The sequence below is a fragment of the Aurantiacibacter atlanticus genome (genome assembly GCF_001077815.2).
Lineage (GTDB): Bacteria > Pseudomonadota > Alphaproteobacteria > Sphingomonadales > Sphingomonadaceae > Alteraurantiacibacter > Alteraurantiacibacter atlanticus.
Genome location: NZ_CP011310.1, coordinates 420035 through 445577, shown reverse-complemented (window position 1 = coordinate 445577; position 25543 = coordinate 420035). Strand labels below are relative to the sequence as shown.

Genomic DNA, 25543 nt, shown 5'->3' with positions numbered 1-25543 from the left:
ATGCGAATCGATCTGTTGCTGTGCCGTCTACGCTTTGCAAAAAGCCGCAGATTTGCACAAAGATGGATCGGTGAAGGGCATATCCGCTGCAATGGAGAGAGAGTAACGCGCAATGATCGACCGGTTGCGGCAGGTGATGTCCTCACCCTGCCGATCGGCAGAGGGGTGCAGATTATCTCGATTGATGCGCTTCCCGAAAGGCGTGGACCTGCCGGCGAGGCGCGCACGCACTACCACAACTTGGCAGGTATCGCAGGCGCCGGAACTTGACGCTGGCGCTCCAATCGCCATAGGGACAGCAAGCAACAGAAAGGGACCTACGCCACCATGACTTATGTCGTTACCGACGCCTGCATTAAATGCAAATATACTGACTGCGTCGAGGTGTGTCCCGTGGATTGTTTCTATGAGGGCGAGAACATGCTCGTCATCAACCCGTCCGAATGCATCGATTGCGGCGTGTGTGAGCCGGAATGCCCCGCCGAAGCCATCTTGCCCGATACCGAAAGCGATCTGGAAAAATGGCTTGAGCTGAATACCAAGTTTTCAGCGGAATGGCCCAATATCACAGAGAAGAAAGACCCGCCGGCCGATGCTGATGAGCATAAGGGCGAAGAAGGAAAGTTTGAAAAATTCTTCACCGCAGAACCCGGCGAAGGCGATTGATCTGACGCAATAACGTCTCCCCTCGTTGAACCGCAGGGCCTGCGGAGCGTTGGGCTGTCATGGGCATTCTTGATACGATTAAACGCGGCTTTGCGGCATCCGGCAAAGACAATATCTCGATCCTTGCTGCAGGGGTCGCCTATTATGTTTTTCTGGCGATCATGCCATTACTGGCTGCCGCAGTGCTGGGTTACGGACTGCTGGCCGAACCGGAGGCAGTCGCACGCCACATCGCCGCAATGGCGCAAAGCCTGCCCGCCTCCGCCGCTGAACTGATTGCAGAACAATTGCAGGCTGTTGTGCAGACCTCAGGTTCGGCAAAGGGCGTTGGCCTGTTGATTTCGCTGGCTGTTGCCCTGTTCGGCGCACGCAATGCTTCCGCTGCTATCGTCACGGCAGTTTCCATGGCATTTAACGACACCGAAAGACGCAGCATGCTGCGATCTAACATTGTCGCACTGGCGGTGACACTTGCCGGCCTTGCCGGTGTGGGAATGGTGGCGCTGGCGATGACCGTTACCGCCGCATTGGCCGACCTTGTGCCGGGAATTTCCGGTGCCGAACAATTGCTCGCACAGATTGCCAGTTACGCCATTCTGGCTACTGGCGGAACAATCGGTGCTGCCCTGCTATACCGCCGCGCGCCGCCATCACAGGAACCGCAATGGGCGGCAGTTTTCCCCGGAGCCATGTTCGCCGGGATGGGCATCGTGCTTTTGACAGCACTTTTCGGTTGGTATGTGGCCAATTTCAGCGATTACAACGCAACATATGGTTCGCTCGGTGCAGTCATCGTCTTGCTGACATGGCTTTTTCTCTCCGCTTACGTGCTTCTGCTGGGAGCGGAATTTGCTGCAGCGCGCGCGCAAGAAAATCCCTAGGCCAAGCGCGAAGGTTGCCCAATAGTTTCTCGGGTGGCATTTGTGTCACGAATCTGTTATATACTTACACAACTGTTCGCCTCACGATAGGCAGCAGATTGGTAGAAAGGCAGGTCGCTGTTTCCCAACAGGCATAGGTTTCGAGCTGCTGTTATACAGCGGGCGGAATGCTTTTGTCATGCGGCACAGGGGTTTGTGAACGAAAGGATTCTTTATGGCCGCTGAAGCGACCGCTTTTGAAGTTGGCGATTATGTCGTCTACCCCAAGCATGGCGTTGGCCGTGTTATCGAGCTGCAGAACGAAGAAATCGCCGGCATGCAGCTGGAACTTTACGTGCTCCGTTTTGAAAAAGAGCGCATGACTCTTCGCGTACCGACCAACAAGGTCGAAAGCATCGGCATGCGCAAGCTTTCCAGTGACAAAACGCTGAAGGAAGCGATGGAAACCCTGAAGGGCAAACCCAAGGTCAAGCGCACCATGTGGAGCCGTCGTGCACAGGAATATGAAGCCAAGATCAATTCCGGCGATCTTGTGTCGATTGCCGAGGTAACACGTGATCTGTTCCGCCCGGAGGACCAGCCCGAACAAAGCTATTCCGAACGCCAGATTTTCGAGGCAGCTTCCAGCCGTCTCGCCCGTGAGCTGGCGGCAATGGAAAAGACTGATGAGCCGACTGCGCTGGAAAAGATTCTCGATGTTCTGAAGGAGCATGCGCCGCAATATTACGAGAATCCCGAAGAAGACTGAGCGTGGCCTAATCGGGCCTCAACACTACAGAAGGGCCGTTCGCAGCGTGCGGGCGGCCCTTTTTCGTGTCTGCCATCTATGATCTTGCTCTCGATCAACCAACATGCGCAACCGACCGGCGACTTTGCATCCCTGGCCCCCTGTGTATTATACTAACAATACACGATAGGAGGAAAATCATGGTCGTTGGCAGAATTTTTCGCGCCATAGGTCCGGGCATCGCGATGATAGCAGCAGCCGGCCTTTCAGGCTGCGGTGACATGAATGCGCGATTTGGTAGCGGAGACGGCAAGCCGTTGGCGGATCTCGACAAAACGGGCGATGCACCCGACAGCGTAGCGTTGGGCGGTCCTGACATGGTTGTGATCACCACCGGTGACACGTTTGAAATCGAGATGGCTGGCAGCGATGCCGCAAAGGATCGCATGCGTTTTGACCTTAGGGATGGAATGCTGGCAATCGGGCGCGAAAACGGCTTCTCGCGCGATGGCGATTACGCCACGGTCAGTGTGACCATGCCTGCACCTTCCTCTATCCTCATCGGCGGATCTGGCCGCATTACCAGCGACGCGGTTGCCAATGATGCCAAATTAGCCGTCGGCGGATCCGGCGAGATCGTGGCATTGAATGTCGATGCGGATACTCTGGACGTCCGCATTGGCGGGAGCGGACGCGTGCGCGCGTCGGGCCGCACCCGATCTCTCAATCTCACCATAGGCGGCAGCGGAACAGCTGACCTGGCCGTGTTGCAGGTCGATGATGCTGACGTGAATATCGGTGGTTCGGGCAATGCATCCTTCGCTTCTGATGGCACGGTTGATGCAACAATTGCCGGATCGGGCAATGTGCGTGTGCGCGGATCGGCCAGCTGCACGATCAGCACGTCGGGATCTGGAAGCCTGACATGCGAAGATAGCGCTGATCCCGATGAGGATGCAGCCTGACCCATTCGCATTTCAACGATGTTCATTTTGTAGCGACGTTCTGATATTACCTTGGAAGGCGTTAGGGGTAGACCTTCGCCATACCCTTCTGATTGCCTTGCACAGAGTGATTTCATGCGCCCCACTGCCATTTTTATTTGTCCAATCCTTGCCCTCATCCTTGGCGGTTGCGTCGCAAAGACCGTGGTGGGTGCGGCCACGGCCCCTGTCCGCGCCGCCAGCAAGGTGGTCGATTGGACGACCACAAGCCAGGATGAAGCGGACCGGGAACGCGGACGTGAGATCCGCCGCCGCGAAGAACGGCTCGGCCGCCTGGAAGATGATTATCGCGAACTGGAGGAAGATTGCCTCGATGGTGACGATTCCGCCTGTCGCGAAGCCGTTCATATGCGCAATGAGATCAATCATCTGCGGCCTTCGGTTCCGGTTGAAAGCGATGACGATGACTGAGTTTGTGCGTTAGCCCTTGGCAGCGCGCGCCAGCCGATCATTGATCGCCCTGCCCATGCCGACATGGGGAATGGGTGCCACAGAAATTTCCGGCTTGGAGGCGGCTGCCGCAATGTGCAGGCATTCATAAAGCCGCGCTGCAGCCTCTGCCAGATCGCCTTGCGACGAGAGGCTTATATCGCCAGCAATTTGGCCAAATCCGATCATGAAACTATTTGCCCTTGCAACTTGCTTATCGCAATGAAGCGGTTTGCCAGGTGAATAATGGCGCTCCATTTGTCCTGGTGCTTCGATCATATCGCCCGTTGCGCCGCGCAACTTTTCCGACGGACCAAGCAGTTCTTCCAGTTCTTCCTGCATGACAGGCCCGGGACGCAGGACCGACCAGCCACCATCTTCACGCAAGGCAACAATGGTCGATTCCAGTCCCGCCGTGCTTGCCCCGCCGTCCAGAATTGGCGGCGCGTCCTCGCCAAAGGAAGACAGCACATGATCGGGCCGCGTTGGACTAACCCCATAGCTGCGATTGGCCGATGGCGCGGCGAGCGGCAGCCCGACTTTCTGCAATATGGCTGCGGCAACGCGATGCGCAGGCTGGCGCAGCGCAATTGTCGGAAGGCCGGCGGTAACCGCAGGCGCAATTGGTGAGCCGATCCTGGCGGGTAGAACCAGCGTCAACGGTCCGGGCCAATATCGCTGCGCCAAAAGCTCTGCCCGCTCATCGAAATCAGCCAGTTCTCGGGCCATTGCGGAGGATGCGACATGCACGATTAGCGGATTGAATTCGGGCCTTCCCTTCGCGCGATATATACGCGCCACCGCCTCAGCGCTGTCAGCGCGGGCCGCAAGCCCGTAAACCGTCTCTGTCGGGATGGCTACCAAATGGCCGGCACGCAACAGATCTGCCGCCTGCGCGATTCCCGCCGTATCAGGCGCGATTATCTGTGGTTCCTTGCCGGTCATTGCCTGTGCCTATAGTGAAAGCCGCCATGGAAGACCAAGCCCAACTGCTCGCCCGCATTGCCGAGGCGCTGGAAAGAATCGCACCTTCGCCGATCATCATGCCCGATTGGAAGTCAGCACCTGCTTATGTCTGGGATGGCCGCGGCGCACGGGCCATCAATCGGATCGATGCGCCGCCGCTCAGCCTGCTGCGCGGTATCGCAAAGCAGAAGCGCGCGGTTTCCGCCAATATTGCACAATTGGCCAAGGGCGATGCAGCGCATGACATGTTGCTGTGGGGTGCACGGGGCATGGGCAAATCAGCGCTTCTTCGCTCTGCTGTGGCCGATGCGCAAGGCTCGGGCGGAGAGATCGCGCTGGTCCAAATTGCAACTGACGCCGTGGCATCACTTCCCGAACTATTCGCCCCATTGCATGAAATAGAGCGTAATTTTCTGGTTTTCATCGATGATCTTGGCTTCGCCGAAGGTGACGATGCCACGCCCAGGCACTTGCGCAGCTGGCTTGATGGCGGGGTTGAGGCCCGACCGCCAAATGTAAGGCTGGCGGTAACCTCCAACCGGCGCGCTATCCTTGCGCGCCATGCGGCAGAGCAAGATGATCCGATCAATCCTCGTGATGCCGTGGACGATAATCTGGCACTGGCAGACCGTTTCGGCCTTTCGCTGGGCTTTCACAATGCCAGCCAGGATGATTATCTGGAAATGTTGCGCGGCTATGCAGGGGAATACGGTCTGGATCTTGATGAGGCTGAGGCACTTGAATGGGCAAAGCGACGCGGTGCACGATCAGGCCGCGTTGCATGGCATTTCATCACCGAACTGGCCGGGCGTGCGGGCCGGCGTATCTAATTGGCCTGCCCGGGTTTGCCCTGCGCGGAATTACATAATGTCCTGCGGTGAAATTGCACCTTCTTCAAAAGCCCGTGCCGGATCCCCCTGCAATTCTCTCTGCGGTGGTAAACGCTCTCCGCTATTGCGCTCGATCGCTGCGGAGCCCGCCGCGCCGGGCGAAGTAACGCGCCAGATGATATTGCCGGTGTCATCGCTCACCAGCAATGCGCCAGTTCGGTCCCAGGCGACCCAAGTCGGCCGGCCATAGGTATCGCCGTCGCCCGTAAGGAAGCTTTCCAGCACCGGGACAGGCGCACCCACAGGATTCCCGCGCTCGTCGAATTTGACGAACACCACGTCATAACCGGCGGGCGGGGATCGATTCCAGGAGCCGTGGCGGGCGATAAAGACCCCTTGGCCAAATGCATCGCCCATGGTGGAACCTTCGCGAGTGAATACCATGCCTAGCGCCGCAGCATGTGCGCCAAGCGCATATTGCGGCGTCCGCGTATATTCTGTGAGGAAGCGTGGCATCGGCGCCTCCACCCGTTCATCCACGACATCGTTGAAATACACCCAAGGCCAACCGTAATGGACGCCAATGGGCACATTGGACATGTAATCAGGCACCAGATCACTGCCGAGCATGTCGCGTTCATTTACCGTGGTCCAAAGTTCTCCGGTCCAGGGATTCCACTGCAAGCCATTGGGGTTACGCATCCCGGCCCCGAAAACGCGCGATTCTCCAGTTTCCAGATTGAATTCATGAATTGCGGCGCGCCCCTCTTCCAGGGCCATTCCGTTTTCTGCGATATTGGAGGCTGATCCAACCGCGACGTACAGTCGCGTGCCATCTTCAGACAGGATGATGTTGCGCATCCAGTGATTGCCGCCAGGCGGAAGATCGGCAATTTTCTCCGGCTCTCCTTCAACAGTTTCGGCGCCCAATGCATAATCGAAGCGCAGCACCTCATCGTGATTGGCGATGAAAAGATTTCCGTCATGCCAGGCGATGCCCGATGGCGAATCCATATCCTGCTCGCGCAAAATACGGGTTTCCTCGGCGACGCCATCCTCATTGGCATCGCGCAGCAATACCAGTTGATTGGGCGACGGTTCACCCGCGCCCGCCTCGCTGAATAGCCAACTTGCGATCATATTGGTGAGCCAGCCCCCCGCCAGTTCACGATCGGGCGCATTGGTCAGCGTCACCAGAACATCGCCATTAGGCAATGTATAAAGCACGCGCGGATGGTCCAGCCCCTCGGCAAAGCGCGTGACTACCAGCCCTTCTGCCGCAATCGGCGTTTCCCCCTCGCCCCAGCCTATGGGCTTGGCGATGTCGACGGTGGGGACAAGCTCCGATTCGGGCTCGTCAAGGACCGGATCTGTTCCGGCAGTTTCCTCAAATGCATAATCTGCCACATCCGGGCGGGTAATCCACCAGACGGCAATGCCTGCGATGGCCAGCAGGATAAGGGCGGTGATAATGATCTTCTTGAGAATGCGCATGGCGCTTAGATAAGCGAGGCCGCGCGATGCGGCAATGGATTTGGCAGCAACGCTGGGCTAGATACTCGCGCATGTTCGATTTCTCTCCTCAACCGGGGGCCAGCAAGCCCGATCTTTACGCCGCTTTGCTGCAAGCGGCAGATGCTTTGACCGCTGATGAGCCGGATGCTGTGGCCAATATGGCGAACACGGCCGCCTTGCTGGGTGAGTTCATTGCAGACTGCAATTGGGCGGGCTTTTACCGCATGGTCGGCGGTGAATTGGTGCTCGGCCCTTTTGTCGGACGGCCCGCCTGCATTCGCATTCCGCTTGGTGTGGGCGTATGCGGGGCAGCGGCAGAGGGCGAGACGCAGCTCGTGCCGGACGTCCACGCCTTTGCTGGCCATATCGCTTGCGATGCGCTCACCCGGTCCGAACTGGTAGTGCCCATCATTCGTGATGATGCGGTGATCGCCGTGATAGATCTCGACAGCCCTAGCGAAGCGCGCTTCGATGATGAAGATCAGGTAGGGGTAGAGGCCTTGGCCGCCATGCTTTCGCATCGGATCTGAGACATACCGCCCCGTAACGGGACGGATCGACCGAGCTTCTTGGTTTCATGCCCCCTACCTTGGTAAATACCGGGTTAACGGGTCGCTTGGCCCATCTGATTCCGGGGGAATTGCTGCAATGTCGATCCGCACCATCACTCTGTTGGCCAGCATAGCTAGCATCACTTTGGCCATACCTGCCTTCGCGCAGGAACATGTTGATGAAGCACTCCGAGATCACCACGCCCAGCAGCACCAAAGCCACACCGGCGCGGCGTATGATGGCGCTTGGGAAGGCGACTGGACCGATAAGCAGACCTGGCAGGGTGAATGGACCGGCACCTATCGTCACGGTGGACAGCATGCACGCGGCGAACATCATCTGATTGATAGCGCCCGCGGCCCGCTCGGCGCATCGCCCGATGGGCGGCTGGGCTATACCTTGGCTGAACGCGAAGCATGGCTGGCGGATTGTCGCTATCTTATGGCAGATGGCGCCCCTTATGATAAGGGGCAGCGCGACAGCGGTCTAATCGGCGGACTGCTGGGCGCGGTGGTTGGCGGTGTGGCGGGAAATCGCATTGCTGGCCGCGGCAGTCGCCTTGGCGGCACACTGATTGGCGCAGGGGTTGGCGGGGTTGCAGGGGCGGCCATCGGTTCGGCTGTCGATTCTGATGCGCAAGACGAGTTTGATCGCAATGAACTATGGGCTGCACGCTATTGCGACGCCTATCTGCGCCGCTACGAAATGGGAGGCGGAAGCTGGGGCTATCGCAGTCATGCGCATCGAGCCAAAGTCGTATCCTCAACCCGCAGCAACGGCTTGCACGGGCACCACCCCGGAAATGGCGAAGATTGCCGCGTCTGCAACGAAATAGTGACAGAAGAATGGATCGAGGAAGAGATTGTCACACCGCGCCCGTCATCTGCACCACAGGGTAAAATTACTCCTATCGGCTGATCGCTGCGCAAGGCGTAGTGGGACTGCGGGAACTTGAGCAGCGCGACTTTCCTGCGTCGTGCCTGGCTTGTCTGCCTAGATACCGCCGCCAGTAAGCCTCTGGCAAATAAGGTCTAATTGGTCGAGAGTACGAAACCGGACAGTGACTGCGCCAGAGCGCGGATCAGTATCGGTCGCGATCTTGACCGGCAGACCAAGAAATTCCTCCAGATGGTTTTCGACAGCGGCAATATCGGCATCCTGCGCAGGATCCCGCGATGGTCGCGCCTGTCTGCGGGCTGGGCTTTCACCGCCATTGCGGCTCTTGCGGGCCAATTTCTCGACCTCCCGGACCGAAAGGTTTTTCGCGACCGCCTGTTCCGCGATATCCTCTGCCGCATCCAGCCCAATCAACGCACGGCCATGCCCCATGTCGAGCTTGCCGGCCTCAAGAAAGTCGAGAACCTTGGACGGGAGCGACAAAAGACGCTGCAAATTGGCGACATGACTGCGCGATTTCTCAACCAAGGTGGCAATTTCGGCCTGCGTCATGTCCTCTTCTTCAGACAAGCGCTGATAGGCCCGCGCTTCTTCAATGGGGTTGAGATCTTCGCGCTGTATGTTCTCGATCAGCGCGAGCGCCATCACTTCGCGATCCTCAAGATCACGAATCAATGCGGGAATCTCATGCAATTGCGCTCGTTGGGAGGCACGCCAGCGGCGTTCGCCTGCGACAAGCTGGTATTTGCCCCGCCCCATGGGCCGAACAATGACTGGCTGAATCACACCGCGACTGGCGATGGAGGCCGCTAGCTCGGCCAGCGATTCCTCATCGAAATGTCGGCGCGGCTGATCGGGATGCGGCTCTATATCCGCCACGGAGAGTGTCGCCAGACCGGCATTCCGCGGCTGACCATCCAGAGCGGCGGTGCCATTCGTCTGTTCGACGCTATCAGAACCTGCAGCCGGACGACGCGCGACCAGAGGTTCTTCACGGCGCGCCTCCCCCATCAAGGCGCCCAGCCCCTTGCCCAATTTCCGCTTTGCAGCAGGAGACTTTGTCGGAGTATTATCACTATCGCTCATGCGGCTTGCCTTTGTGCGGGAAGACGCGAAATCAGTTCGCGTGCCAGCGCCATATAAGCGCGGCTACCGGTGCAGGAATGGTCGTACACCAAGGCTGGGAGGCCGTGGCTTGGGGCTTCGGAAAGGCGGACATTGCGTGGTATAACTGCATCGAAAACAAGATTCCCGAGGCATTCACGCACATCGTCCGCCACCTGATCTGTCAAGCGATTGCGGCGATCGAACATCGTCAGAGCCACGCCGACGATGCCCAGATCAGGGTTGAAGCGCTGCTGAACCTGTTCGACCGTCTGCAAGAGCTGGCTCAACCCCTCCAAAGCGAAAAATTCACATTGCAGCGGAACCAACAAGGTATCGGCAGCGCAAAGCGAATTCAGCGTGAGCAAGCCAAGCGAAGGCGGACAGTCGATGAAGCAGATATCATGTCCCTGATGCTGCTCGATCGCCTTGCGCAGGCGAAAAGTACGCTCCTCCACGCCGACCAGCTCAATTTCTGCTCCACTGAGGTCCACCGTAGCAGGAACCAGATCCAGGCCTGGAATCGTCGATGGAACAGCGCATTCGGAGAGAGGTACTTCGTCTATCAGAACATCATAGCTCGAAAGATCGCGATCAGCGGCAGCAAGGCCCACACCGGTTGACGCATTCCCCTGCGGATCTAGATCGACAAGCAATGTGCGCCACCCACTTGCGGCCATTGCAGTCGCCGTGTTGACGGCCGTGGTAGTCTTCCCGACCCCGCCCTTTTGATTGGCTATCGCAACTACGATCATCCGAGCGGAGGCCTCCCTGTGCCGATTAAGATGCCCGCCTCACCATCCGTAGCTGATTGTTCCACGTGGAACATTTTCTGGATGGCTTCGGGCTGCTCTTTAAGTTCTTGCGCCCCCGAGCGCCCCTTCGGCAACACCCAATATGTGGAGCGTGTGGAAAAACGGGCGGATAAGTTGAGCAACTTAGGCATTGGAGCAAAGGCCCGCGCTGTAATAACCGCCATTTCGTGACTTTCCACAAGTTCTAGGCGACTACCATGAATTGAGCAGTGCGAGAGTCCAAATTCTGTCTTGACCTGTTGCAGCCATTCGACTCGCTTTCGACGTGATTCGACGAGCACAAATTGCATGTCTGGGCGCGCAATTGCGAGAATGAGGCCCGGTATCCCGGCGCCCGAACCTAGATCCAGCCAAGGAGATGTTCCACGTGGAACATGATCCAGGAGCTGCAAACTATCCGCTATATGCCGCTGCCACACGAAGTTTAAGCTGGAATTTGAAACCAGATTTTGTTGGTTATTTTCTTGTGCCAGCATCGCAATAAAGCGGTCGAGCCGTAGCATAGCGCTGGCATCCGCGCGCTCATCGCAAAACGCCCTAGCCTGCTCTTCATTATCCATCATGCGGCGCGGTTACGGCGTTTCGCGTGGACCAGCAAAGCCGCCAAGGCAGCGGGGGTGATGCCACGAATCCTGCCGGCAGCCGCAAGATTATGCGGCCGTGCGGTCGATAGGCGTTCTACCATCTCATTCGAAAGGCCCGGCACTTCGGAAAAAGGGAAATCATCGCTCAATTCGAGACCTTCGCTGCTGCGCAAATCACGCAATTCCGCATCCTGGCGCGCGAGATATGGTGCGTAGGCTGCGTCTTCGACCAACTCACCGGCAAGCTCTGAATGTATGTCACAGTCTGCTGGAAGCCATTCTGCAAGAGCTTCAAGAGAAATGTCAGGAAGGGTGAGCCATTCACGCAGAGCCTTGTGCCCCGCATCACGGCGAACCGACAACCCCTCATCATGCATTTGCGTAGCTGGAACCTTGCGGTCGAGCGCAGTTTCCCAAGTAGCGGCCGTATTCAAACGCTTTTCAAACCATTCGCGGCGATCGGTTGCGACGCAGCCAATGTCCATCGCAAGTCTGGTGAGACGAGTTGTGGCATTGTTTGCACGTAGACGAAGGCGATATTCGGCGCGTGCCGTTAGCATGCGATAGGGCTCACTCACACCATGAAGGGTAAGGTCGTCGATCAAAACGGCCATGTAAGAATTCGCTCTATTCAACGCGGGCGGCTCTCTATCAAGAATCGCGCAAGCCGCACCCATACCGGCAATCAGGCCCTGTGCGGCCGCTTCTTCATACCCCGTTGTGCCGTTGATCTGACCTGCACAATAAACACCAGGAATTACCTTGAGCTGAAGATCCTGCCCTAACGCGCGGGGATCAATATGGTCATATTCGACCGCATAGCCTGGCACTTCCATGACAACCTGTTCCAGTCCCTCCATCGCGTGTAGCATGCCAAGCTGGACATCCACCGGTAAAGAGGTGCTGATGCCGTTTGGATAGACCAGATGGGTATCCAGACCTTCTGGCTCAAGAAATACCTGGTGGCCATCCCGATCAGCGAAACGGTGAATCTTGTCCTCAATAGACGGGCAATATCGAGGACCCGCAGCATCAATTGCCCCTGAAAACAAGGGAGAGCGATCAAGATTGGCGGCGATAATGTCATGCGCCTGCTGGTTCGTCCGCGTAATGGCGCAAAAGATCTGTGGATTTACACGATTGCGGGTAAGCGGGGACATCGTCCAGAACTGGCAGTCTGAAGGTTGCTCCGCCAAACAAGACCAATCGATTGTCCGTCCATCCAATCTGGGTGGCGTTCCTGTCTTGAGTCGTGCCATCGGGAGCTCTGCACCGCGCAATTGTTCAGCAAGCCGCTGCGCCGCTTGCTCCCCAATACGTCCCCCGGTCAGCCGCTCTTCCCCGCGAAAAAGCGTACCACCAAGAAATGTGCCGGTGCACAGAACAACCGCACTTCCGCGAACTTCGCTGCCATCGGCAAGGCATATCCCCGATGCCCTCCCTTTGGTAAGGAGCAATGACGCGGCCTCGCCTTCGATCACGGTTAGATTTTCAAGCTGGCCGAGCATCGCCTGTATCTTCGCCCGGAATAAATTGCGGTCAGCCTGAACGCGTGGTCCGTGAACCGCACTACCCTTCGACCTGTTGAGCATGCGGTAATGGATTGCCGCAGCATCGGCGGCGCGGCCAATCAAGCCATCAAATGCATCAACCTCTCGGACAAGATGACCCTTGCCCAAGCCGCCAATCGCTGGGTTGCAGCTCATCGCACCGAGCATTGTCGCATCGAAAGTTATCAACGCCGTGCGCGCACCCATGCGCGCCGCTACTGCTGCAGCTTCGCAACCGGCGTGTCCTCCTCCGACGATGATAATATCAAACTGGGGCATTGATTGCCCGATACGTGGCTAAGCCCTGATGGTCAAAACCTTGATGCTCAGGCGGCAATGTTCCACGTGGAACAATCACTTTCCGATGCAGAAGCGGCCAAACAAAGCATCAAGCACGTCTTCAGTCGATGTTTGTCCGGTTAAAGCATCAAAGGCCAAGCGAGCCACGCGTAAATTCTCTGCAATCAACAATGGATCAGGGGTATCCGTGCTTTGCTGCAAAGCCACCAATGCCTCTTCAAGGCGTGCGCGCTGGCGCATGTTGAGGGCGGCGGAGCCGGGTTTTGGCATTGCCCCTCGCGCTTGGTCGATTAACGCAGTGCGCAGTTCCGCAAGCCCCTGGCCGGTCACTGCAGAAACGCGGTGCTTATACTCGCATTTGCGCACATGGCCAGCCCTGTCACATTGCGCCTCCACTTCCCAAGAACCCGGCGGACCTTCACCCTCCGTCCCCAGCCAAAGCACGAGGTCAGCGCGGGCAATTTCAGCCCCGGCGCGCTCAATCCCGATCGCCTCTATCTCGTCTTCCCCCGCTTCGCGCAAGCCAGCCATATCGACAAAGGTGAAAGGGATACCGGCCAACGCGACCGATTGGGTGAGGACATCGCGCGTGGTTCCGGCGATCTTTGCCGTGATGGCAGCTTCAGTTTCAGTCAGCGCATTGAATAAGGTAGATTTCCCCGCATTGGGCGGACCTGCCAGAGCGACGCGGTAGCCCTCTCGCAAGGTTTCGGCGTGAGGCGCGGATAACGCATCGGTCACGTCCTGAGCCAGGGAAGATAAGCTATCGCTGAAACGTTGCGACAAGCCGCCCACATCATCCTCGTCATCAAAGTCAAGAACTGCCTCCACTTGGGCCGACAGCAACAGCAAGCGCTCACGCCAATCGTCAACTTTGCGGGACAATGATCCGCTCGCCATTTCCATTGCACTGCGGCGCTGTAATTCGGTTTCCGCCGAGAGCAGGTCAGCAAGGCCCTCTGCCTCGGAAAGGTCAATCCGGCCATTGGCAAAAGCACGACGGGTGAACTCTCCTGCCTGCGCCGAACGGCATCCATCGATTTCAGCCAGCGCCTTCTCAACAGCGGTAATGACAGCGCGGCCCCCGTGGCAGTGGAATTCAGCCAGATCCTCTCCGGTGACAGAATGCGGCCCGGCAAAAAACAGGACAAGACCATCATCGAGCACATCGTTACTCACATTGCGAAATTTCGCCCTAGTCGCATGGCGAGGCTTGGGGACTGAGCCCGTCAAGGCCTGAAGCGCCAAGCGAACCTGCGGTCCGGTAAGCCTGATGACGCCGATTCCGGCAGGCGGAGTACCACTCGAAAGAGCGAAAATAGTTTCCATTTCCAGTGGCTTGTTCTTCCTAGGAAGACGTTTTCCCACCCGATCCCTTCGTTCCACCAGCTGCCGAACCTCCTCCTGCGCTCTCTACGAAGCTCTGGAACATCTTCAGCCCCATCTGGCCCATGGGTGCCAGTTGCTTTGCATATTGCTCAAGCTGCTCTGTATTGGTCACGCCTTTCATCGCGCTCGCAATCGTATCGACATAGATTGCATTGGCCTGTTCAACATCGGGCAGACCCATGAACTGGCGAGCCTCTTCCGGCGTGCAGTCGATTTCGACGTGTACCTTCATTTTTCCGACACCTTTCCTGCGTTGCCGCGTAGAATGCTATATGCATTATCTATCAATCGGGAGAGTCTTATATGAGTGAGACAGTGAGCATTTCCACCCTTTCTGGTGATGACAGCTTCAATGCCTATCTGGCAGCACCCATAGGAGAGGCCAAATCAGCAATCGTTGTGATACAGGAAATCTTCGGTGTAAACGAAGGCATCCGCCAGAAATGCGACAGTCTGGCCGATGTGGGCTACCTGGCCATTGCGCCAGATCTGTTCTGGCGACTGACGCCGGGTGTCGAGCTTGACCCCGACAATGAGCCGAATTTTCAGACCGCCCTCGATCTGATGGGCAAGTTTAATCAGGACGCAGGAATTCGTGATATCGAAGCGACCATCAAACATGTCCGCCCCATGACAAGTAGCGGCAAGGTCGGTGCGGTAGGATACTGTCTTGGCGGGCGGCTAGCCTATATGACCGCGGCACGCACCGATGTGAATGCGACCGTCGGCTATTATGCGGTGGGACTGGATGACCTGCTGCATGAACACAACGCAATCTCGCATCCGCTCATGCTGCATATTGCAAGTGACGATGGCTTTGTGAATGCTGAGACGCAGGCAAAAATGCATGAGGTTCTCGATCGCGATCCAAAGATAACCCTATACGATTACGAGGGACAGGATCACGGTTTTGCCACTGAATTCGGAAAGCGTCGCAATGAAGAGGCCGCTACGCTCGCCGATAGCCGCACGGCTGAATTCTTCGCGGAACATCTGGCTTAAATATGCAGGCGATGGCGGAGGATGAGAACCCCGCCATCCTGCCCGCCTCTATTCATGACGGCACGACTTTTCCTTCGCCCGCCATGCAGGCGCAGCTACCCAAATCTTTAATTCAACGCTGCAAAATTAAGGACAAATCGCTGAACGTCATTATTCAGCCGATCGCCAATTCTCTCGCTGATACGGGCCATCCGTGTATCGACATCGTCGACCCATCCGATAAGATTCATCGTCCAGTCGGGATAGGCCCGCTCTTCTATCGCAATGTTGGAAGTGATGACCATCCCAGTGTGCCGCGGGTCATTGGCCAGACGCGCACACAAGTTCAACAGCCGCGCTTCGTCACCCTCAACAAGCTGAAGAAAATTGCGTCCATTATACAGCAGGAAACCGGTGATCTCTTGCGACTCATTCCTGCGCTGCGCAGTCGCAAGGATGGCGGCAATATCGCCTTCATCCAGTTTTGCGGCGGTGCTGACGTAGACCAGTTGGTGCAATCGCGACCCCTGCATAACATGGCCCCCTACTGGTTCATCGTCGCAAAGAAATCTTCATTGGTCTTGGAATCCTTCATCTTGTCGAGCAGGAATTCCATCGAATCTATGGTGCCCATCTGCATCAGGATCCGGCGCAGGACCCACATCTTGCTAAGCTGTTCCTTGTCCACCAGCAATTCTTCCTTGCGGGTGCCGGACTTGCCGACATCAAGAGCGGGGAAGATACGCTTGTCTGCAACCTTGCGGTCAAGCACGATTTCACTGTTGCCGGTGCCCTTGAACTCTTCAAAGATCACTTCGTCCATGCGGCTGCCCGTATCGATCAGCGCAGTAGCGATGATGGAAAGCGAACCGCCCTCTTCAATATTCCGGGCCGCGCCGAAAAAGCGCTTCGGACGCTGCAAGGCATTGGCATCGACACCGCCGGTCAGCACCTTGCCGGAGCTTGGCACAACGGTGTTATAGGCCCGGCCAAGGCGCGTGATGGAATCGAGAAGGATGACCACATCCTTCTTGTGTTCGACCAGGCGTTTTGCTTTTTCTATAACCATTTCAGCAACTTGGACGTGGCGCGAAGCGGGTTCATCGAAGGTAGAGCTAATGACCTCGCCCTTCACGCTGCGCTGCATATCGGTGACTTCCTCAGGGCGTTCATCCACGAGCAGAACCAGCAGGAACACCTCGGGGTGATTATCAGTGATGGCCTTGGCCATGTTCTGCAAGAGAACGGTTTTACCTGTACGTGGCGGAGCAACGATCAGAGCACGCTGGCCCTTACCTTGCGGGCTGATGAGATCAATGACGCGAGCCGACTTGTCCTTGACCGTCGGATCCTTCGTATCGAGATTCAATCGCGAGTCGGGATAGAGCGGTGTCAGATTATCGAAATTGGTACGGTGGCGCACAGCCTCAGGGTCTTCGAAATTGACCTGCTTGAGCTTGGTCAGTGCGAAATAGCGTTCGCCATCGCGCGGAGCGCGGATTTCACCTTCGACGGTATCGCCCGTGCGCAGGCCCATCTTGCGGACCTGATTAGGAGAGACATAAATATCGTCCGGTCCGGCAAGGTAATTTGCTTCGGGCGAACGCAGGAAACCAAAACCGTCCTGCAAAACCTCAATCGTGCCAATGCCGAGAATTTCTTCCCCGTCTTCAGCAACTTCCTTCAGGATGGCGAACATCAAATCCTGGCGGCGCATGGTTGATGCCCCTTCGACACCCATTTCCTCCGCCATGGAGACCAGTTCTGCCGGCGCGCGCTGTTTCAGTTCTTTCAAATGCATGTTCAGTGTACTTTTCTGTAGTTAATCTGGGGTGCCGGCGGGCCGTATGGGCTTGGAGAAAGCAGACGCGGTCGCTTGAAAAGCGCGACCTTCAGCCGGTGATGACACACGCAATATGGGAGCCGCACGGCGCGGTCAATTCATGAATCGTCGCGACTGCAATTCCTGGCCGGAATGCGGAACGCCCTGCCGCTCGTAAGGCCAGGCGCAAGCTAGAACGGTTTGACGATGGCCAGGATAACGATGATCGCCACAAGCACGCCCGGTACTTCATTCAGCAGCCGCAATTGCTTTCCGCTGAGCGGCCTTTCACCACGAGCCAGCTTTTTGGCATAGGCTGAAAGATAGCCGTGATAGCCTGACAGGATGAGCACGAGTAGCAACTTGGCATGCAGCCAGCCCTGGCTGAAGGCACCCAGCGCAATGGCCAATGCGATCCCCAAGATCCAGACCACGATGATCGAAGGCAGAAGAATTATCTTCAGCAGCTTCCGTTCACGATCAACGAAACGTGCAGCTTCTTCAGAACCTTCTGGCGCTTCCTGGTGATAAACGAACAGGCGGGGCAACATGAAGAGGCCCGCGATCCAGAAGATCACGAAAATAATGTGACCGGCCTTCAGCCAGTAATAGGTCATGGAGAGAAATTCCTGCATGGCCCTTTCCTAGTGAAACTCCGGCCCTGCGTCACCCCTCAACTGCGCAGGACCCCAAGCAATTGTTCGACGTGCGCAATCGGAGTTTCCTTATTGATCCCGTGACCTAGATTGAAAATATGGGGACGCGAAGCGAAGGCTTCGCAAATTTTGCGCACCTGTGTATCCAGCGCCTCTCCGCCTGCCAGGAGTAGCATTGGGTCCAGATTTCCCTGCACAGCCATGTTGTCGGGCAGCTCAGAGGCTATCCAGATCGGATCGACAGTCTCATCCACGCCAATCGCATCGACACCCGTCTCGCGCGCATAGGCTGGCAGTTTGGCCCCTGCACCCTTCGGAAAGCCGATGACCGGTATGCCCGGCCGTGCATCGTGAATGACGGCGGCAAGCCTCGCATTGGGCGCAATGACCCAGCGTTCAAACTGGTCCGGGCTGAGCGATCCTGCCCAGCTATCGAATAATTGCACCGCTTCGACACCGGCATCAATCTGTCCGATAAGATATTCCAGACTGGCCGCCTCAATCGCGTCTACCAAAGACTGGAATGCGGCAGGATCACGATAGGCCAGCGCGCGGGCTACGCCCTGATCCTTCGATCCCTGACCTGCCACCATATATGTCGCCACAGTCCACGGAGAACCGATGAAACCGAGCATGGTGACATCCTCATCCAGCCGGGCGCGCGACAATTGCACCGTGCGATAAACCGGATCAAAATGGTGATGCGCGCTTCCCAGTTTTTGCCAGACACCATCGACCAGCGGCGGGGCAAGGCGAGGCCCTTCCCCCGCTTCGAACCACAGATCCTGCCCCAGCGCATGCGGCACGATCAGAATGTCGGAAAACAGGATCGCCCCGTCAAACCCGAAACGGCGGATCGGCTGCAAGGTAACTTCGGCGGCGGCCTCGCTATCGTAGACGAGTTCCAGAAATCCGCCCTTTTCTGCCCGTAATTCACGATATTCGGGAAGATAGCGCCCAGCCTGTCGCATAAGCCACACCGGACGCTTCTGGGTTCGCGTTCCTAGCAGGTTTTCAAGTAGGGGTCCGGGCATCCTGAATGGGTCCAATCCAATAAATAAATATATATATTAAGAGGATTCTGTAGTTTGTAGGGCCTGTGGATTGCGGGGATACCGGTGGATCACCGGAGATATCCCGCAATCGGCAATCTTGACCGCCGCATCGACTCGTTGGCCTGCCGCGTCAAGCGAAGCTTCTCCCCGCTACCCACAGGCAGGGGAAGATTGGGCCAGCCTGCGCATGACTCTGCTTGCAAAACGGCCGGCAGCGGGGATGCAATTCAATCACCATCTTGTTAGCCAATCTCTCCCGTGGTTTATGCGCAAGTCTATCCACATGACAAAACTCAATCTCCACCTGCTGTCAGACTCAACTGGCGAAACGCTCGAAATGATCGCCAAGGCTGCGCTCGCGCAATTTGAAGATAGCGATGTCACCCGTCATTTCTGGCCGATGGTCCGCTCGCAACAGCATCTCGAACGCATTGTCGATGAGTTCAAGTCCAAGCCCGGCCTGGTTCTTTATACATTGGTCAATGAGGAGATCCGGCAGCGGCTGGAAGAACGTTGCACCGCACTTGGACTGAAACATGTTGATGCGCTGGACGCTGTGACAGAAGCGCTGGAAGAACGCCTCGGTCAGGAAGCCAAGGGTCGCCCCGGTCGCCAGCACGCGATGGACGAAGCATATTTCGCCCGCGTCGATGCAATCCAGTTTACCATCGCTCATGATGACGGGATCGGCTGGGACAATTGGGAAGGAGCCGACATTATTCTTGCCGGCGTTTCACGCACATCGAAAACACCGACGAGCATCTACCTCGCCAATCGCGGATACAAGGTCGCCAATATTCCGCTGGTGGTGGAAAGCCCGCCGCCCAAATCGCTGTTCGACCTGCGCCAACCCATGGTGGTGGGCCTTACCACAGCGCCCGAACGCCTGGTTCAGATCCGGCGGAATCGCCTGCTTTCCCTTAATGAAAGCACCGAGACATCCTATGTCGATGGCGAGAGGGTGACCAAGGAAGTGGCGTTCGCCCGCCGCTTGTTCGCCGATAATGGATGGCCGGTGATTGATGTGACCCGTCGCTCTATCGAAGAAACAGCCGCTGCTGTCATACGTCTTTATCAGGAGCGTGAGGCACGGGACCGGCCCGCGCAGCGCGGCACCAAGCCGATATGATCGTGCTGGCATCCAAATCCGCTTCGCGACAGGCGATGCTTGAAAGCGCAGGCGTGGCTTTCATCGCCAGGCCTGCCGATCTGGATGAGCGTGCGATAGAAGCTGACATGGCAGACGCCCGGCCAGAAAGCGTTGCACTGGCACTGGCAGAGGCCAAGTCGCTGGCGACCGGTGAGGAAAGCTTGCCCGTTCTGGGTAGCGATTCGCTGGTGGTGGTGGATGGCCGCCGCTTCGACAAGCCGGCAAGCCGCTCCGAAGCTGCTGCCCATTTGCGCTTTTTCTCCGGCCAGGAAATGCAGCTCCATTCCGCCGCAGCTATTGCAGTCGGCGGCAAAATTGGCTGGCATCATGCCGCCATGGCCCGCCTGCAATTGCGCGATTTGTCCGATGCATTCATTGAAAGCTATCTCGAACGCGAATGGCCCGACGTTGCCGGATGTGTCGGCGTGTTCCGTATAGAGGCGCTCGGCGTGCAATTGTTCGAAACGATTGAGGGCGATCAATTCACAGTGCTCGGCATGCCCCTGCTACCGGTTCTGGCGGCATTGCGCAATATGGGGGAGCTTGACCGATGAACTTTGCAAGCAGCCCCGGACGCGCCTATGCCGAAGTAATCGGTGATCCGATCGCGCATTCCAAATCGCCGCTGATTCACGGCTTCTGGCTCAGGAAGCTGGGATTGGATGCCGAATATCGCAAATGCCACGTCACCCCGGATCAGCTGGGCGATTATATCGCCACCCGTCGCTGCGATCCTGATTGGTGCGGCTGCAATATCACAATGCCGCATAAGCAGGCGGTGGTAGAGCATCTCGACCGGCTGGAAATCGGTGCGGAGCTTGTTGGTGCGGTCAACACCGTTACCCGGCGTCATGACGGCGCGTTGATCGGCATCAACACCGATGTCGGAGGTTTTCTGGAGCCGCTTTCCGCCCTATTGGAACAGCAACATTATTTCCGCATGGCCAGGATTATCGGCACAGGCGGGGCAGCGCGCGCCATTGTCGCAGCACTGGCTGAACACGGGTTCACACTGGTGGTGGCGGGGCGCGATATTGCCAAGGCCCGCGCTTTGCTTGATGAGATTGATCCTGAAGGCGAACATCATACCACAGCGCTTGATCATTTTGCGCAGGCAACAGAGTTTGCTTTTGATGACCGCGAAGGCTGCCTTGATCTGGTGGTGAATGCCAGCCCGCTGGGCATGGATGGGAGCCCTCCCCTTGCCTTTGACATCAGCCATGCACCTCCGCAAAGCATCGTCTATGATATCGTTACCCACCCATTGCATACGCAATTGCTGCAAGATGCAGAGGCTGCGGGCCTCGACACGATAGATGGCTATGCAATGCTGATCGGGCAGGCGGCCATTGCGTTCGAGCGGCTTTTCGATGCGCCCCCTCCACGCGAGGACGGTGATCGCGAACTGCGCGGATTGCTGGCGCAATGACGGCTGAAGGCGAGCCCCGGCCATTTGTCATGGGCCTCACCGGCTCTATCGCCATGGGCAAGAGCACGGTTGCCGCCATGATTGAAGCGCTGGGTGTGCCGGTATTCGATGCCGATCGCGAAGTGCGCGCGATGCAGGGGCCAGGTGGCGCACTTCTGCCCGCTATAGACGCAGCCTTCCCCCACACGACCGGCCCTGATGGCGTCGACCGTCAATTGCTCGGTTCTTTCGTTTTTGACGATCGCGATGCGCTCGCCCGACTTGAATCGATTGTCCATCCCGCAGTTACCGAAGCACGCCGTGCCTTTCTTGCGCAGCATGCCAAGGCACCACTGGTGGTGTTCGACATCCCGCTATTGTTTGAAAAAGGGGGCGATAAGGACGTGGATAGCGTGGTGGTTGTCTCTGCTCCGCCAGAAACCCAGCGCGCCCGCGTTTTGGCCCGTGAAGGCATGACTGAGGAGAAATTTGCCCACATCCTCGATTTGCAAATGCCCGATGTGGCGAAGCGGTCACGGGCCGATTACGTGATCGATACCGGAACGTCGCTGGAAGAAACGCAAAAGGCGGTGGAAGAGCTGGTGGAGAAGCTCGTTCCCGGCTTGCGCGGATGAATCGCATCGGGCGATAAGGCGACATGCGCGAAATCATCTTTGATACTGAAACGACTGGCCTGGATCCTGCCACGGGAGACCGGATGGTTGAAATCGGCTGCATCGAAATGGTCAATCGCGTCGCGACCGGACAGACCTTTCACGCCTATTTCAATCCCGAACGCGATATGCCGCCCGAGGCGGAAAGGGTGCACGGGCTTTCTGCGACTTTCCTGGCGGACAAGCCACTGTTTCGCGATGGGGTTAAGGATCTGCTGGCCTTTCTCGGCGATTCGCCGCTCATCGCCCATAATGCGCAGTTTGATTTTGGCTTTCTTAACCACGAGCTGTCGTTTTGCGGGCATGATGCCATTGGCCACGACCGGATGGTGGATACACTGGTTCTGGCGCGCCGCCGCCACCCTGGAGCAAAGCACTCTCTCGATGCATTATGCTCTCGCTATGGCGTGGACCGGTCGCATCGTGTGCTCCACGGCGCTTTGCTCGATGCCGAATTGCTGGCGCAGGTTTATGTCGAACTGACAGGCGGGCGGCAGATCGGATTGCAACTCGCGGCCGATAATACGGACGCTTCCCGCACTCAATCGGCAGTGTTCAAGCCACGCCTCGGCGAATATCGCGCACCCCGGCCGCACGCCGCCAGTGCTGCAGAACTCGCCCGGCACAGGGAATTTCTTGAATCTTTGCAAAGTCCCCTATGGACCTCTTGAGCAATGCTCACCACATTGGGTCTGACGAAAAACGATAAGGGAAGGAGTTACCGCCCATGGATATTCGCGTGTCGGGACATCAAGTCGATACAGGTGCAGCCCTCCAGGAACATGCATCGGATCGAATTACCACCATCGTTGACAAGCACTTCAGCAAGGCGATTTCCTCCACTGTGACATTTGGCAAGGCTCCTGCCAGCGCCTTTGCTGCCGATATTGTTCTCCACGTAAATCATGGACTTATCCTCAAAAGCCACGGGCAGGCGCATGATGCGCACCAGGCATTCGACCAGGCGGCAGAAAAGATTGAAAAGCAGCTGCGCCGCTACAAGCGGAGGCTAAAGGATCGGCATGAACAATCGCAGCATGCAGTGCGCGAAGAAGAAGCCGCCTATACCATTTTCGCAGGCGAGGAAGCCGACAGCGAAGCCGAGACAACCGAAGAATCGCCGCCGGTAATCGCGGAAACCCGCATCGACGTGCCCGAAGTCAGCGTTTCAGACGCTGTCATGTTGCTTGATCTACGCCACACCAATGCCCTGTTCTTCAAAAATGCTGGCACCGGACGTCATAATATGGTGTATCGCCGCGATGACGGGTCGATTGGCTGGGTCGAACCTTCCTGAGCAATCGTCGGGCGGAATGCTTCCGTTTTGATGATCTGATTGTAAACCAGATGATATTACAGCTCGTGCGCCGCGCTTCGGCGTGATGGCGGGCTGTAAACACGGTGAATATCAAAGATCATGAGTCTTTCCGTATCTTTCAGGCCCGAATCGGTCGTTATCGCTGCCGCCGCATCCAAGGAAGAGATCCTCGATATTCTTTCGCAGACCTTTGCTGATGCCTGGGATCTGGATGCGGCGCTCGTTCTCGAGGGGCTGAACGAGCGGGAAAAGCTTGGCAGCACGGGCTTTGGCCGCGGTGTAGCTATTCCCCATGCGCGCATGGGGAATATCCGCCGCCCCATCGCTGCCCTGCTCAAGCTGGAAAGATCCGTAGCTTTCGATTCGGCTGATGGTCTTCCGGTCGATCTGGTGATTGGGCTGATTTCGCCGGAGAATTGCGGGACCACGCATCTTCATGCGCTGGCAGAACTCTCGCGTCTCGTGCGTGACGAGCGGATGCATGACGCCTTGCTCGACGTATCCGATGCTGAAGCCCTTTACAGCCTCATTACCAATGCGATGGATCGTGACGCCGCCTGACGCTGCCCAGAACGCGGATGACCGCGGACAGCGCGTCCATTTCAGGGCGCTTGAGCAACTATATGCCTCCGCGCCAGTAAACTCTGTGTTCGATTCGCGGCTGGAAATTACTGCGCCGGGGCGCGCGCGCATCGTGTTTCATACCGGAGAGAAATTCCACCATGCGGCTGGAGCGACACATGGCACACTCTATTTCAAGATGCTGGATGATGCGGCTTTCTATGCCGCCAATTCACTGGTGTCCGACAGGTTTCTGCTGACTACAGGGTTCAATCTCCATTTCACCAAACCGGTGCGCACTGGCCGCGTGATAGCCGAAGGTCAATGGATCAGCGGAAAGCGCCGCATCTTCGTCGCAGAGGCGCATCTTGTCGATGAAGAGGGCGAGGAGATTGGCCGCGGAACAGGCACATTCATGCGGTCCCACATCGCGCTATCGGGGCTCGACGGCTACCGTCAGCCTGAGTGACATGACCCAGGCAAGGCTTCCCGCACATCTCGAAGTTGGCGGCATTATCCGTGCCGTACAGGCTGAGGGCGGCTTCGCCACCGTAATGGCCAAAGGTGAAAGAGATGCCGGCACACTGATGGTAATATGTTGTGAAAATGGCACAAACTTGCGTGCTTATGAAAGAATGCCACAGGCAGATGGAACGCGTGCATGGTCACTTTCGCGCGAGCAAGACATTGAAAATCCGCAGGAATTCATAGATTTCTGCGAAAAAAGGCGACAACAGGACAGCGATCTCTGGATCGTGGAATTGGACATCGCAAATGCAGAACGGTTTATCGGTATGTTGCACCGCACAACTTGACAATCATCCGACCACGGCTATCTGCCCCGCGACCTTCCGAAAAAGCGTATGTTGTTCCGCATCACAATACGGTGGTGTATGGCAGCGCGCAGACGGGGAGACGATCAGCAGGTCCGTAGAGACGGATCGCGGTAGTTAAACGGCATAAAATTTCGCCGCGACCGCAGACCTGTAAGATCTCTCACCGCCTCAAGTTACGGGATCGATGAAAACTTTTGTCAAACGGTTCGGGGCAATCGCCCTGGCCTCAACTTTGCTCGCCGGCTCATTCGGAGTCGCAGGAAGCGAAGCAACCGCTCAGGACCAGTCGGAGTCTAACGGATCGCAATCCGGGACTGAAACGGCCCAGACAGACATTCAAGCACCAGCAAGTGCCAGCCAACCGCAAGTCCGCTTTGTCGCCACAGAAGTGGTTCAGGACATTCCGGAAGAAGCTGAAATTGTCGAAACGGTGGCAATTAACGCGGGTTCTCTTCGCCAGCTGGTCACAACGGTCGACACCGATGTTTCCTTGTCTCGCGAAGTCATGTGCCTGGCGCAGGCAGTCTATTTTGAATCGCGCGGAGAACCGCTTGATGGCCAGCTCGCCGTCGCCCGAGTTGTAGTAAACCGGGCCGAAAGCAATGTGTTCCCGGATGATTATTGCTCGGTCGTGACGCAGCGTTCACAGTTTTCCTTTGTCCGAGGTGGACATATTCCCGAGCCCAATCGCAGCAGTGCGGCGTGGGATCGCGCGGTTGCCATTGCGCGCATTGCGCATCGTGACCAGTGGGAAAGCCCGGTAGACGACGCGCTGTATTTTCATGCGACACATGTGCGTCCGCGCTGGGCGAACCGCATGACGACCCGCGCACAGATCGATAATCACATCTTCTATCGCTGATCGGCTTTGGA

At 57.2% G+C, this 25543-nt stretch carries 32 protein-coding genes; 20 read left to right on the top strand and 12 right to left on the bottom strand.

The window, feature by feature from the left end:
• The 6 genes from CP97_RS02215 to CP97_RS02190 all read left to right on the top strand — a co-directional run bounded on the left by CP97_RS02215 (position 1) and on the right by CP97_RS02190 (position 3689).
• Positions 1 to 270: a S4 domain-containing protein gene (locus CP97_RS02215; protein ID WP_048884610.1), complete on the top strand. Its 270-nt coding sequence runs from the start codon at positions 1 to 3 to the stop codon at positions 268 to 270.
• A gap of 57 nt (positions 271 to 327) precedes the next feature.
• A complete protein-coding gene (gene fdxA / locus CP97_RS02210) occupies positions 328 to 666 on the top strand; it encodes a ferredoxin FdxA (RefSeq protein WP_048884609.1) in 339 nt (112 codons plus the stop codon).
• A gap of 59 nt (positions 667 to 725) precedes the next feature.
• Positions 726 to 1547 (top strand): YihY/virulence factor BrkB family protein, encoded by an 822-nt coding sequence (locus CP97_RS02205; RefSeq protein WP_227819646.1) that lies wholly within the window; start codon positions 726 to 728, stop codon positions 1545 to 1547.
• A gap of 214 nt (positions 1548 to 1761) precedes the next feature.
• Positions 1762 to 2295: a CarD family transcriptional regulator gene (locus CP97_RS02200; protein ID WP_048884608.1), complete on the top strand. Its 534-nt coding sequence runs from the start codon at positions 1762 to 1764 to the stop codon at positions 2293 to 2295.
• Positions 2296 to 2474: 179 nt separating this feature from the next.
• A complete protein-coding gene (locus tag CP97_RS02195) occupies positions 2475 to 3239 on the top strand; it encodes a head GIN domain-containing protein (protein ID WP_048884607.1) in 765 nt (254 codons plus the stop codon).
• A gap of 114 nt (positions 3240 to 3353) precedes the next feature.
• Positions 3354 to 3689, top strand: coding sequence for a hypothetical protein (locus CP97_RS02190; RefSeq protein WP_048884606.1), 336 nt, complete (start codon positions 3354 to 3356; stop codon positions 3687 to 3689).
• A 9-nt stretch (positions 3690 to 3698) separates the two neighbouring features.
• Here the strand turns inward: CP97_RS02190 and CP97_RS02185 are convergent, their stop codons facing one another.
• Entirely contained in the window at positions 3699 to 4652 is a 954-nt protein-coding gene (locus CP97_RS02185; protein ID WP_048884605.1) for an L-threonylcarbamoyladenylate synthase, read from the bottom strand.
• A 26-nt stretch (positions 4653 to 4678) separates the two neighbouring features.
• Between CP97_RS02185 and CP97_RS02180 the strand changes: the two genes are divergently transcribed.
• Positions 4679 to 5503, top strand: coding sequence for a DUF815 domain-containing protein (locus CP97_RS02180; protein ID WP_048884604.1), 825 nt, complete (start codon positions 4679 to 4681; stop codon positions 5501 to 5503).
• A gap of 30 nt (positions 5504 to 5533) precedes the next feature.
• Here the strand turns inward: CP97_RS02180 and CP97_RS02175 are convergent, their stop codons facing one another.
• Complete coding sequence (locus tag CP97_RS02175; RefSeq protein WP_048884603.1) at positions 5534 to 6997, bottom strand: PQQ-dependent sugar dehydrogenase; 1464 nt, start codon at positions 6995 to 6997, stop codon at positions 5534 to 5536.
• A gap of 71 nt (positions 6998 to 7068) precedes the next feature.
• Here CP97_RS02175 and CP97_RS02170 point away from each other — a divergent pair, with 71 nt between their 5' ends.
• Both CP97_RS02170 and CP97_RS02165 read left to right on the top strand, forming a co-directional pair.
• Positions 7069 to 7548: a GAF domain-containing protein gene (locus CP97_RS02170; RefSeq protein WP_048884602.1), complete on the top strand. Its 480-nt coding sequence runs from the start codon at positions 7069 to 7071 to the stop codon at positions 7546 to 7548.
• Positions 7549 to 7666: 118 nt separating this feature from the next.
• The gene (locus CP97_RS02165) at positions 7667 to 8488 is read left to right on the top strand and encodes a glycine zipper 2TM domain-containing protein (RefSeq protein WP_053106495.1); all 822 of its coding nucleotides are present in this window, start codon (positions 7667 to 7669) and stop codon (positions 8486 to 8488) included.
• Between the two features lie 75 nt (positions 8489 to 8563).
• Here the strand turns inward: CP97_RS02165 and CP97_RS02160 are convergent, their stop codons facing one another.
• The 6 genes from CP97_RS02160 to CP97_RS02135 all read right to left on the bottom strand — a co-directional run bounded on the left by CP97_RS02160 (position 8564) and on the right by CP97_RS02135 (position 14441).
• Positions 8564 to 9553 (bottom strand): ParB/RepB/Spo0J family partition protein, encoded by a 990-nt coding sequence (locus CP97_RS02160; protein ID WP_048884601.1) that lies wholly within the window; start codon positions 9551 to 9553, stop codon positions 8564 to 8566.
• Positions 9550 to 10326 carry a ParA family protein gene (locus CP97_RS02155; protein WP_048884600.1) on the bottom strand — a complete coding sequence of 259 codons (777 nt, stop codon included), beginning with the start codon at positions 10324 to 10326 and terminating at the stop codon, positions 9550 to 9552. The genes CP97_RS02160 and CP97_RS02155 overlap by 4 nt, the downstream gene beginning before the upstream one ends.
• The gene (gene rsmG / locus CP97_RS02150; RefSeq protein ID WP_048884599.1) at positions 10323 to 10949 is read right to left on the bottom strand and encodes a 16S rRNA (guanine(527)-N(7))-methyltransferase RsmG; all 627 of its coding nucleotides are present in this window, start codon (positions 10947 to 10949) and stop codon (positions 10323 to 10325) included. The genes CP97_RS02155 and rsmG overlap by 4 nt, the downstream gene beginning before the upstream one ends.
• Entirely contained in the window at positions 10946 to 12799 is a 1854-nt protein-coding gene (mnmG, locus tag CP97_RS02145) for a tRNA uridine-5-carboxymethylaminomethyl(34) synthesis enzyme MnmG (protein WP_048884598.1), read from the bottom strand. The genes rsmG and mnmG overlap by 4 nt, the downstream gene beginning before the upstream one ends.
• Positions 12800 to 12874: 75 nt before the next feature.
• Positions 12875 to 14149: a tRNA uridine-5-carboxymethylaminomethyl(34) synthesis GTPase MnmE gene (mnmE, locus tag CP97_RS02140; RefSeq protein WP_048884597.1), complete on the bottom strand. Its 1275-nt coding sequence runs from the start codon at positions 14147 to 14149 to the stop codon at positions 12875 to 12877.
• Between the two features lie 19 nt (positions 14150 to 14168).
• Positions 14169 to 14441, bottom strand: a complete 273-nt coding sequence (locus tag CP97_RS02135) for a DUF6489 family protein (RefSeq protein WP_048884596.1) — start codon at positions 14439 to 14441, stop codon at positions 14169 to 14171.
• 71 nt (positions 14442 to 14512) lie between these two features.
• Here CP97_RS02135 and CP97_RS02130 point away from each other — a divergent pair, with 71 nt between their 5' ends.
• Positions 14513 to 15211, top strand: a complete 699-nt coding sequence (locus CP97_RS02130) for a dienelactone hydrolase family protein (protein WP_048884595.1) — start codon at positions 14513 to 14515, stop codon at positions 15209 to 15211.
• Positions 15212 to 15318: 107 nt separating this feature from the next.
• Here the strand turns inward: CP97_RS02130 and CP97_RS02125 are convergent, their stop codons facing one another.
• The 4 genes from CP97_RS02125 to hemE all read right to left on the bottom strand — a co-directional run bounded on the left by CP97_RS02125 (position 15319) and on the right by hemE (position 18702).
• Positions 15319 to 15708 carry a BLUF domain-containing protein gene (locus CP97_RS02125; RefSeq protein WP_063612478.1) on the bottom strand — a complete coding sequence of 130 codons (390 nt, stop codon included), beginning with the start codon at positions 15706 to 15708 and terminating at the stop codon, positions 15319 to 15321.
• A gap of 26 nt (positions 15709 to 15734) precedes the next feature.
• Positions 15735 to 16991, bottom strand: a complete 1257-nt coding sequence (gene rho, locus CP97_RS02120; RefSeq protein WP_048884593.1) for a transcription termination factor Rho — start codon at positions 16989 to 16991, stop codon at positions 15735 to 15737.
• 212 nt (positions 16992 to 17203) lie between these two features.
• Positions 17204 to 17647, bottom strand: coding sequence for a protoporphyrinogen oxidase HemJ (gene hemJ / locus CP97_RS02115; RefSeq protein WP_048884592.1), 444 nt, complete (start codon positions 17645 to 17647; stop codon positions 17204 to 17206).
• Between the two features lie 38 nt (positions 17648 to 17685).
• The gene (gene hemE / locus CP97_RS02110) at positions 17686 to 18702 is read right to left on the bottom strand and encodes a uroporphyrinogen decarboxylase (RefSeq protein ID WP_048884591.1); all 1017 of its coding nucleotides are present in this window, start codon (positions 18700 to 18702) and stop codon (positions 17686 to 17688) included.
• A gap of 304 nt (positions 18703 to 19006) precedes the next feature.
• Between hemE and CP97_RS02105 the strand changes: the two genes are divergently transcribed.
• The 10 genes from CP97_RS02105 (at position 19007) to CP97_RS02060 (ending at position 25532) form a co-directional block, all read left to right on the top strand.
• Positions 19007 to 19852 carry a pyruvate, water dikinase regulatory protein gene (locus CP97_RS02105; RefSeq protein WP_048884590.1) on the top strand — a complete coding sequence of 282 codons (846 nt, stop codon included), beginning with the start codon at positions 19007 to 19009 and terminating at the stop codon, positions 19850 to 19852.
• Positions 19849 to 20427: a Maf family protein gene (locus CP97_RS02100; protein ID WP_048884589.1), complete on the top strand. Its 579-nt coding sequence runs from the start codon at positions 19849 to 19851 to the stop codon at positions 20425 to 20427. The genes CP97_RS02105 and CP97_RS02100 overlap by 4 nt, the downstream gene beginning before the upstream one ends.
• Complete coding sequence (locus CP97_RS02095; protein ID WP_048884588.1) at positions 20424 to 21302, top strand: shikimate dehydrogenase family protein; 879 nt, start codon at positions 20424 to 20426, stop codon at positions 21300 to 21302. The genes CP97_RS02100 and CP97_RS02095 overlap by 4 nt, the downstream gene beginning before the upstream one ends.
• Positions 21299 to 21916 carry a dephospho-CoA kinase gene (gene coaE, locus CP97_RS02090; RefSeq protein WP_048884587.1) on the top strand — a complete coding sequence of 206 codons (618 nt, stop codon included), beginning with the start codon at positions 21299 to 21301 and terminating at the stop codon, positions 21914 to 21916. The genes CP97_RS02095 and coaE overlap by 4 nt, the downstream gene beginning before the upstream one ends.
• 23 nt (positions 21917 to 21939) lie before the next feature.
• Positions 21940 to 22626, top strand: coding sequence for a DNA polymerase III subunit epsilon (dnaQ, locus tag CP97_RS02085; protein WP_048884586.1), 687 nt, complete (start codon positions 21940 to 21942; stop codon positions 22624 to 22626).
• A gap of 56 nt (positions 22627 to 22682) precedes the next feature.
• Positions 22683 to 23252: a ribosome hibernation-promoting factor, HPF/YfiA family gene (hpf, locus tag CP97_RS02080; protein ID WP_048884585.1), complete on the top strand. Its 570-nt coding sequence runs from the start codon at positions 22683 to 22685 to the stop codon at positions 23250 to 23252.
• Positions 23253 to 23372: 120 nt separating this feature from the next.
• A complete protein-coding gene (locus CP97_RS02075) occupies positions 23373 to 23834 on the top strand; it encodes a PTS sugar transporter subunit IIA (protein WP_048884584.1) in 462 nt (153 codons plus the stop codon).
• Complete coding sequence (locus tag CP97_RS02070; protein ID WP_048884583.1) at positions 23809 to 24303, top strand: PaaI family thioesterase; 495 nt, start codon at positions 23809 to 23811, stop codon at positions 24301 to 24303. Before CP97_RS02075 ends, CP97_RS02070 begins: the two co-directional genes overlap by 26 nt.
• On the top strand, positions 24209 to 24649 hold the full coding sequence (locus CP97_RS02065) for a DUF1491 family protein (protein ID WP_335622376.1): 441 nt from the start codon (positions 24209 to 24211) through the stop codon (positions 24647 to 24649). The genes CP97_RS02070 and CP97_RS02065 overlap by 95 nt, the downstream gene beginning before the upstream one ends.
• A 205-nt stretch (positions 24650 to 24854) precedes the next feature.
• Positions 24855 to 25532, top strand: coding sequence for a cell wall hydrolase (locus CP97_RS02060; protein WP_063612333.1), 678 nt, complete (start codon positions 24855 to 24857; stop codon positions 25530 to 25532).
• Positions 25533 to 25543: the final 11 nt, after the last annotated feature.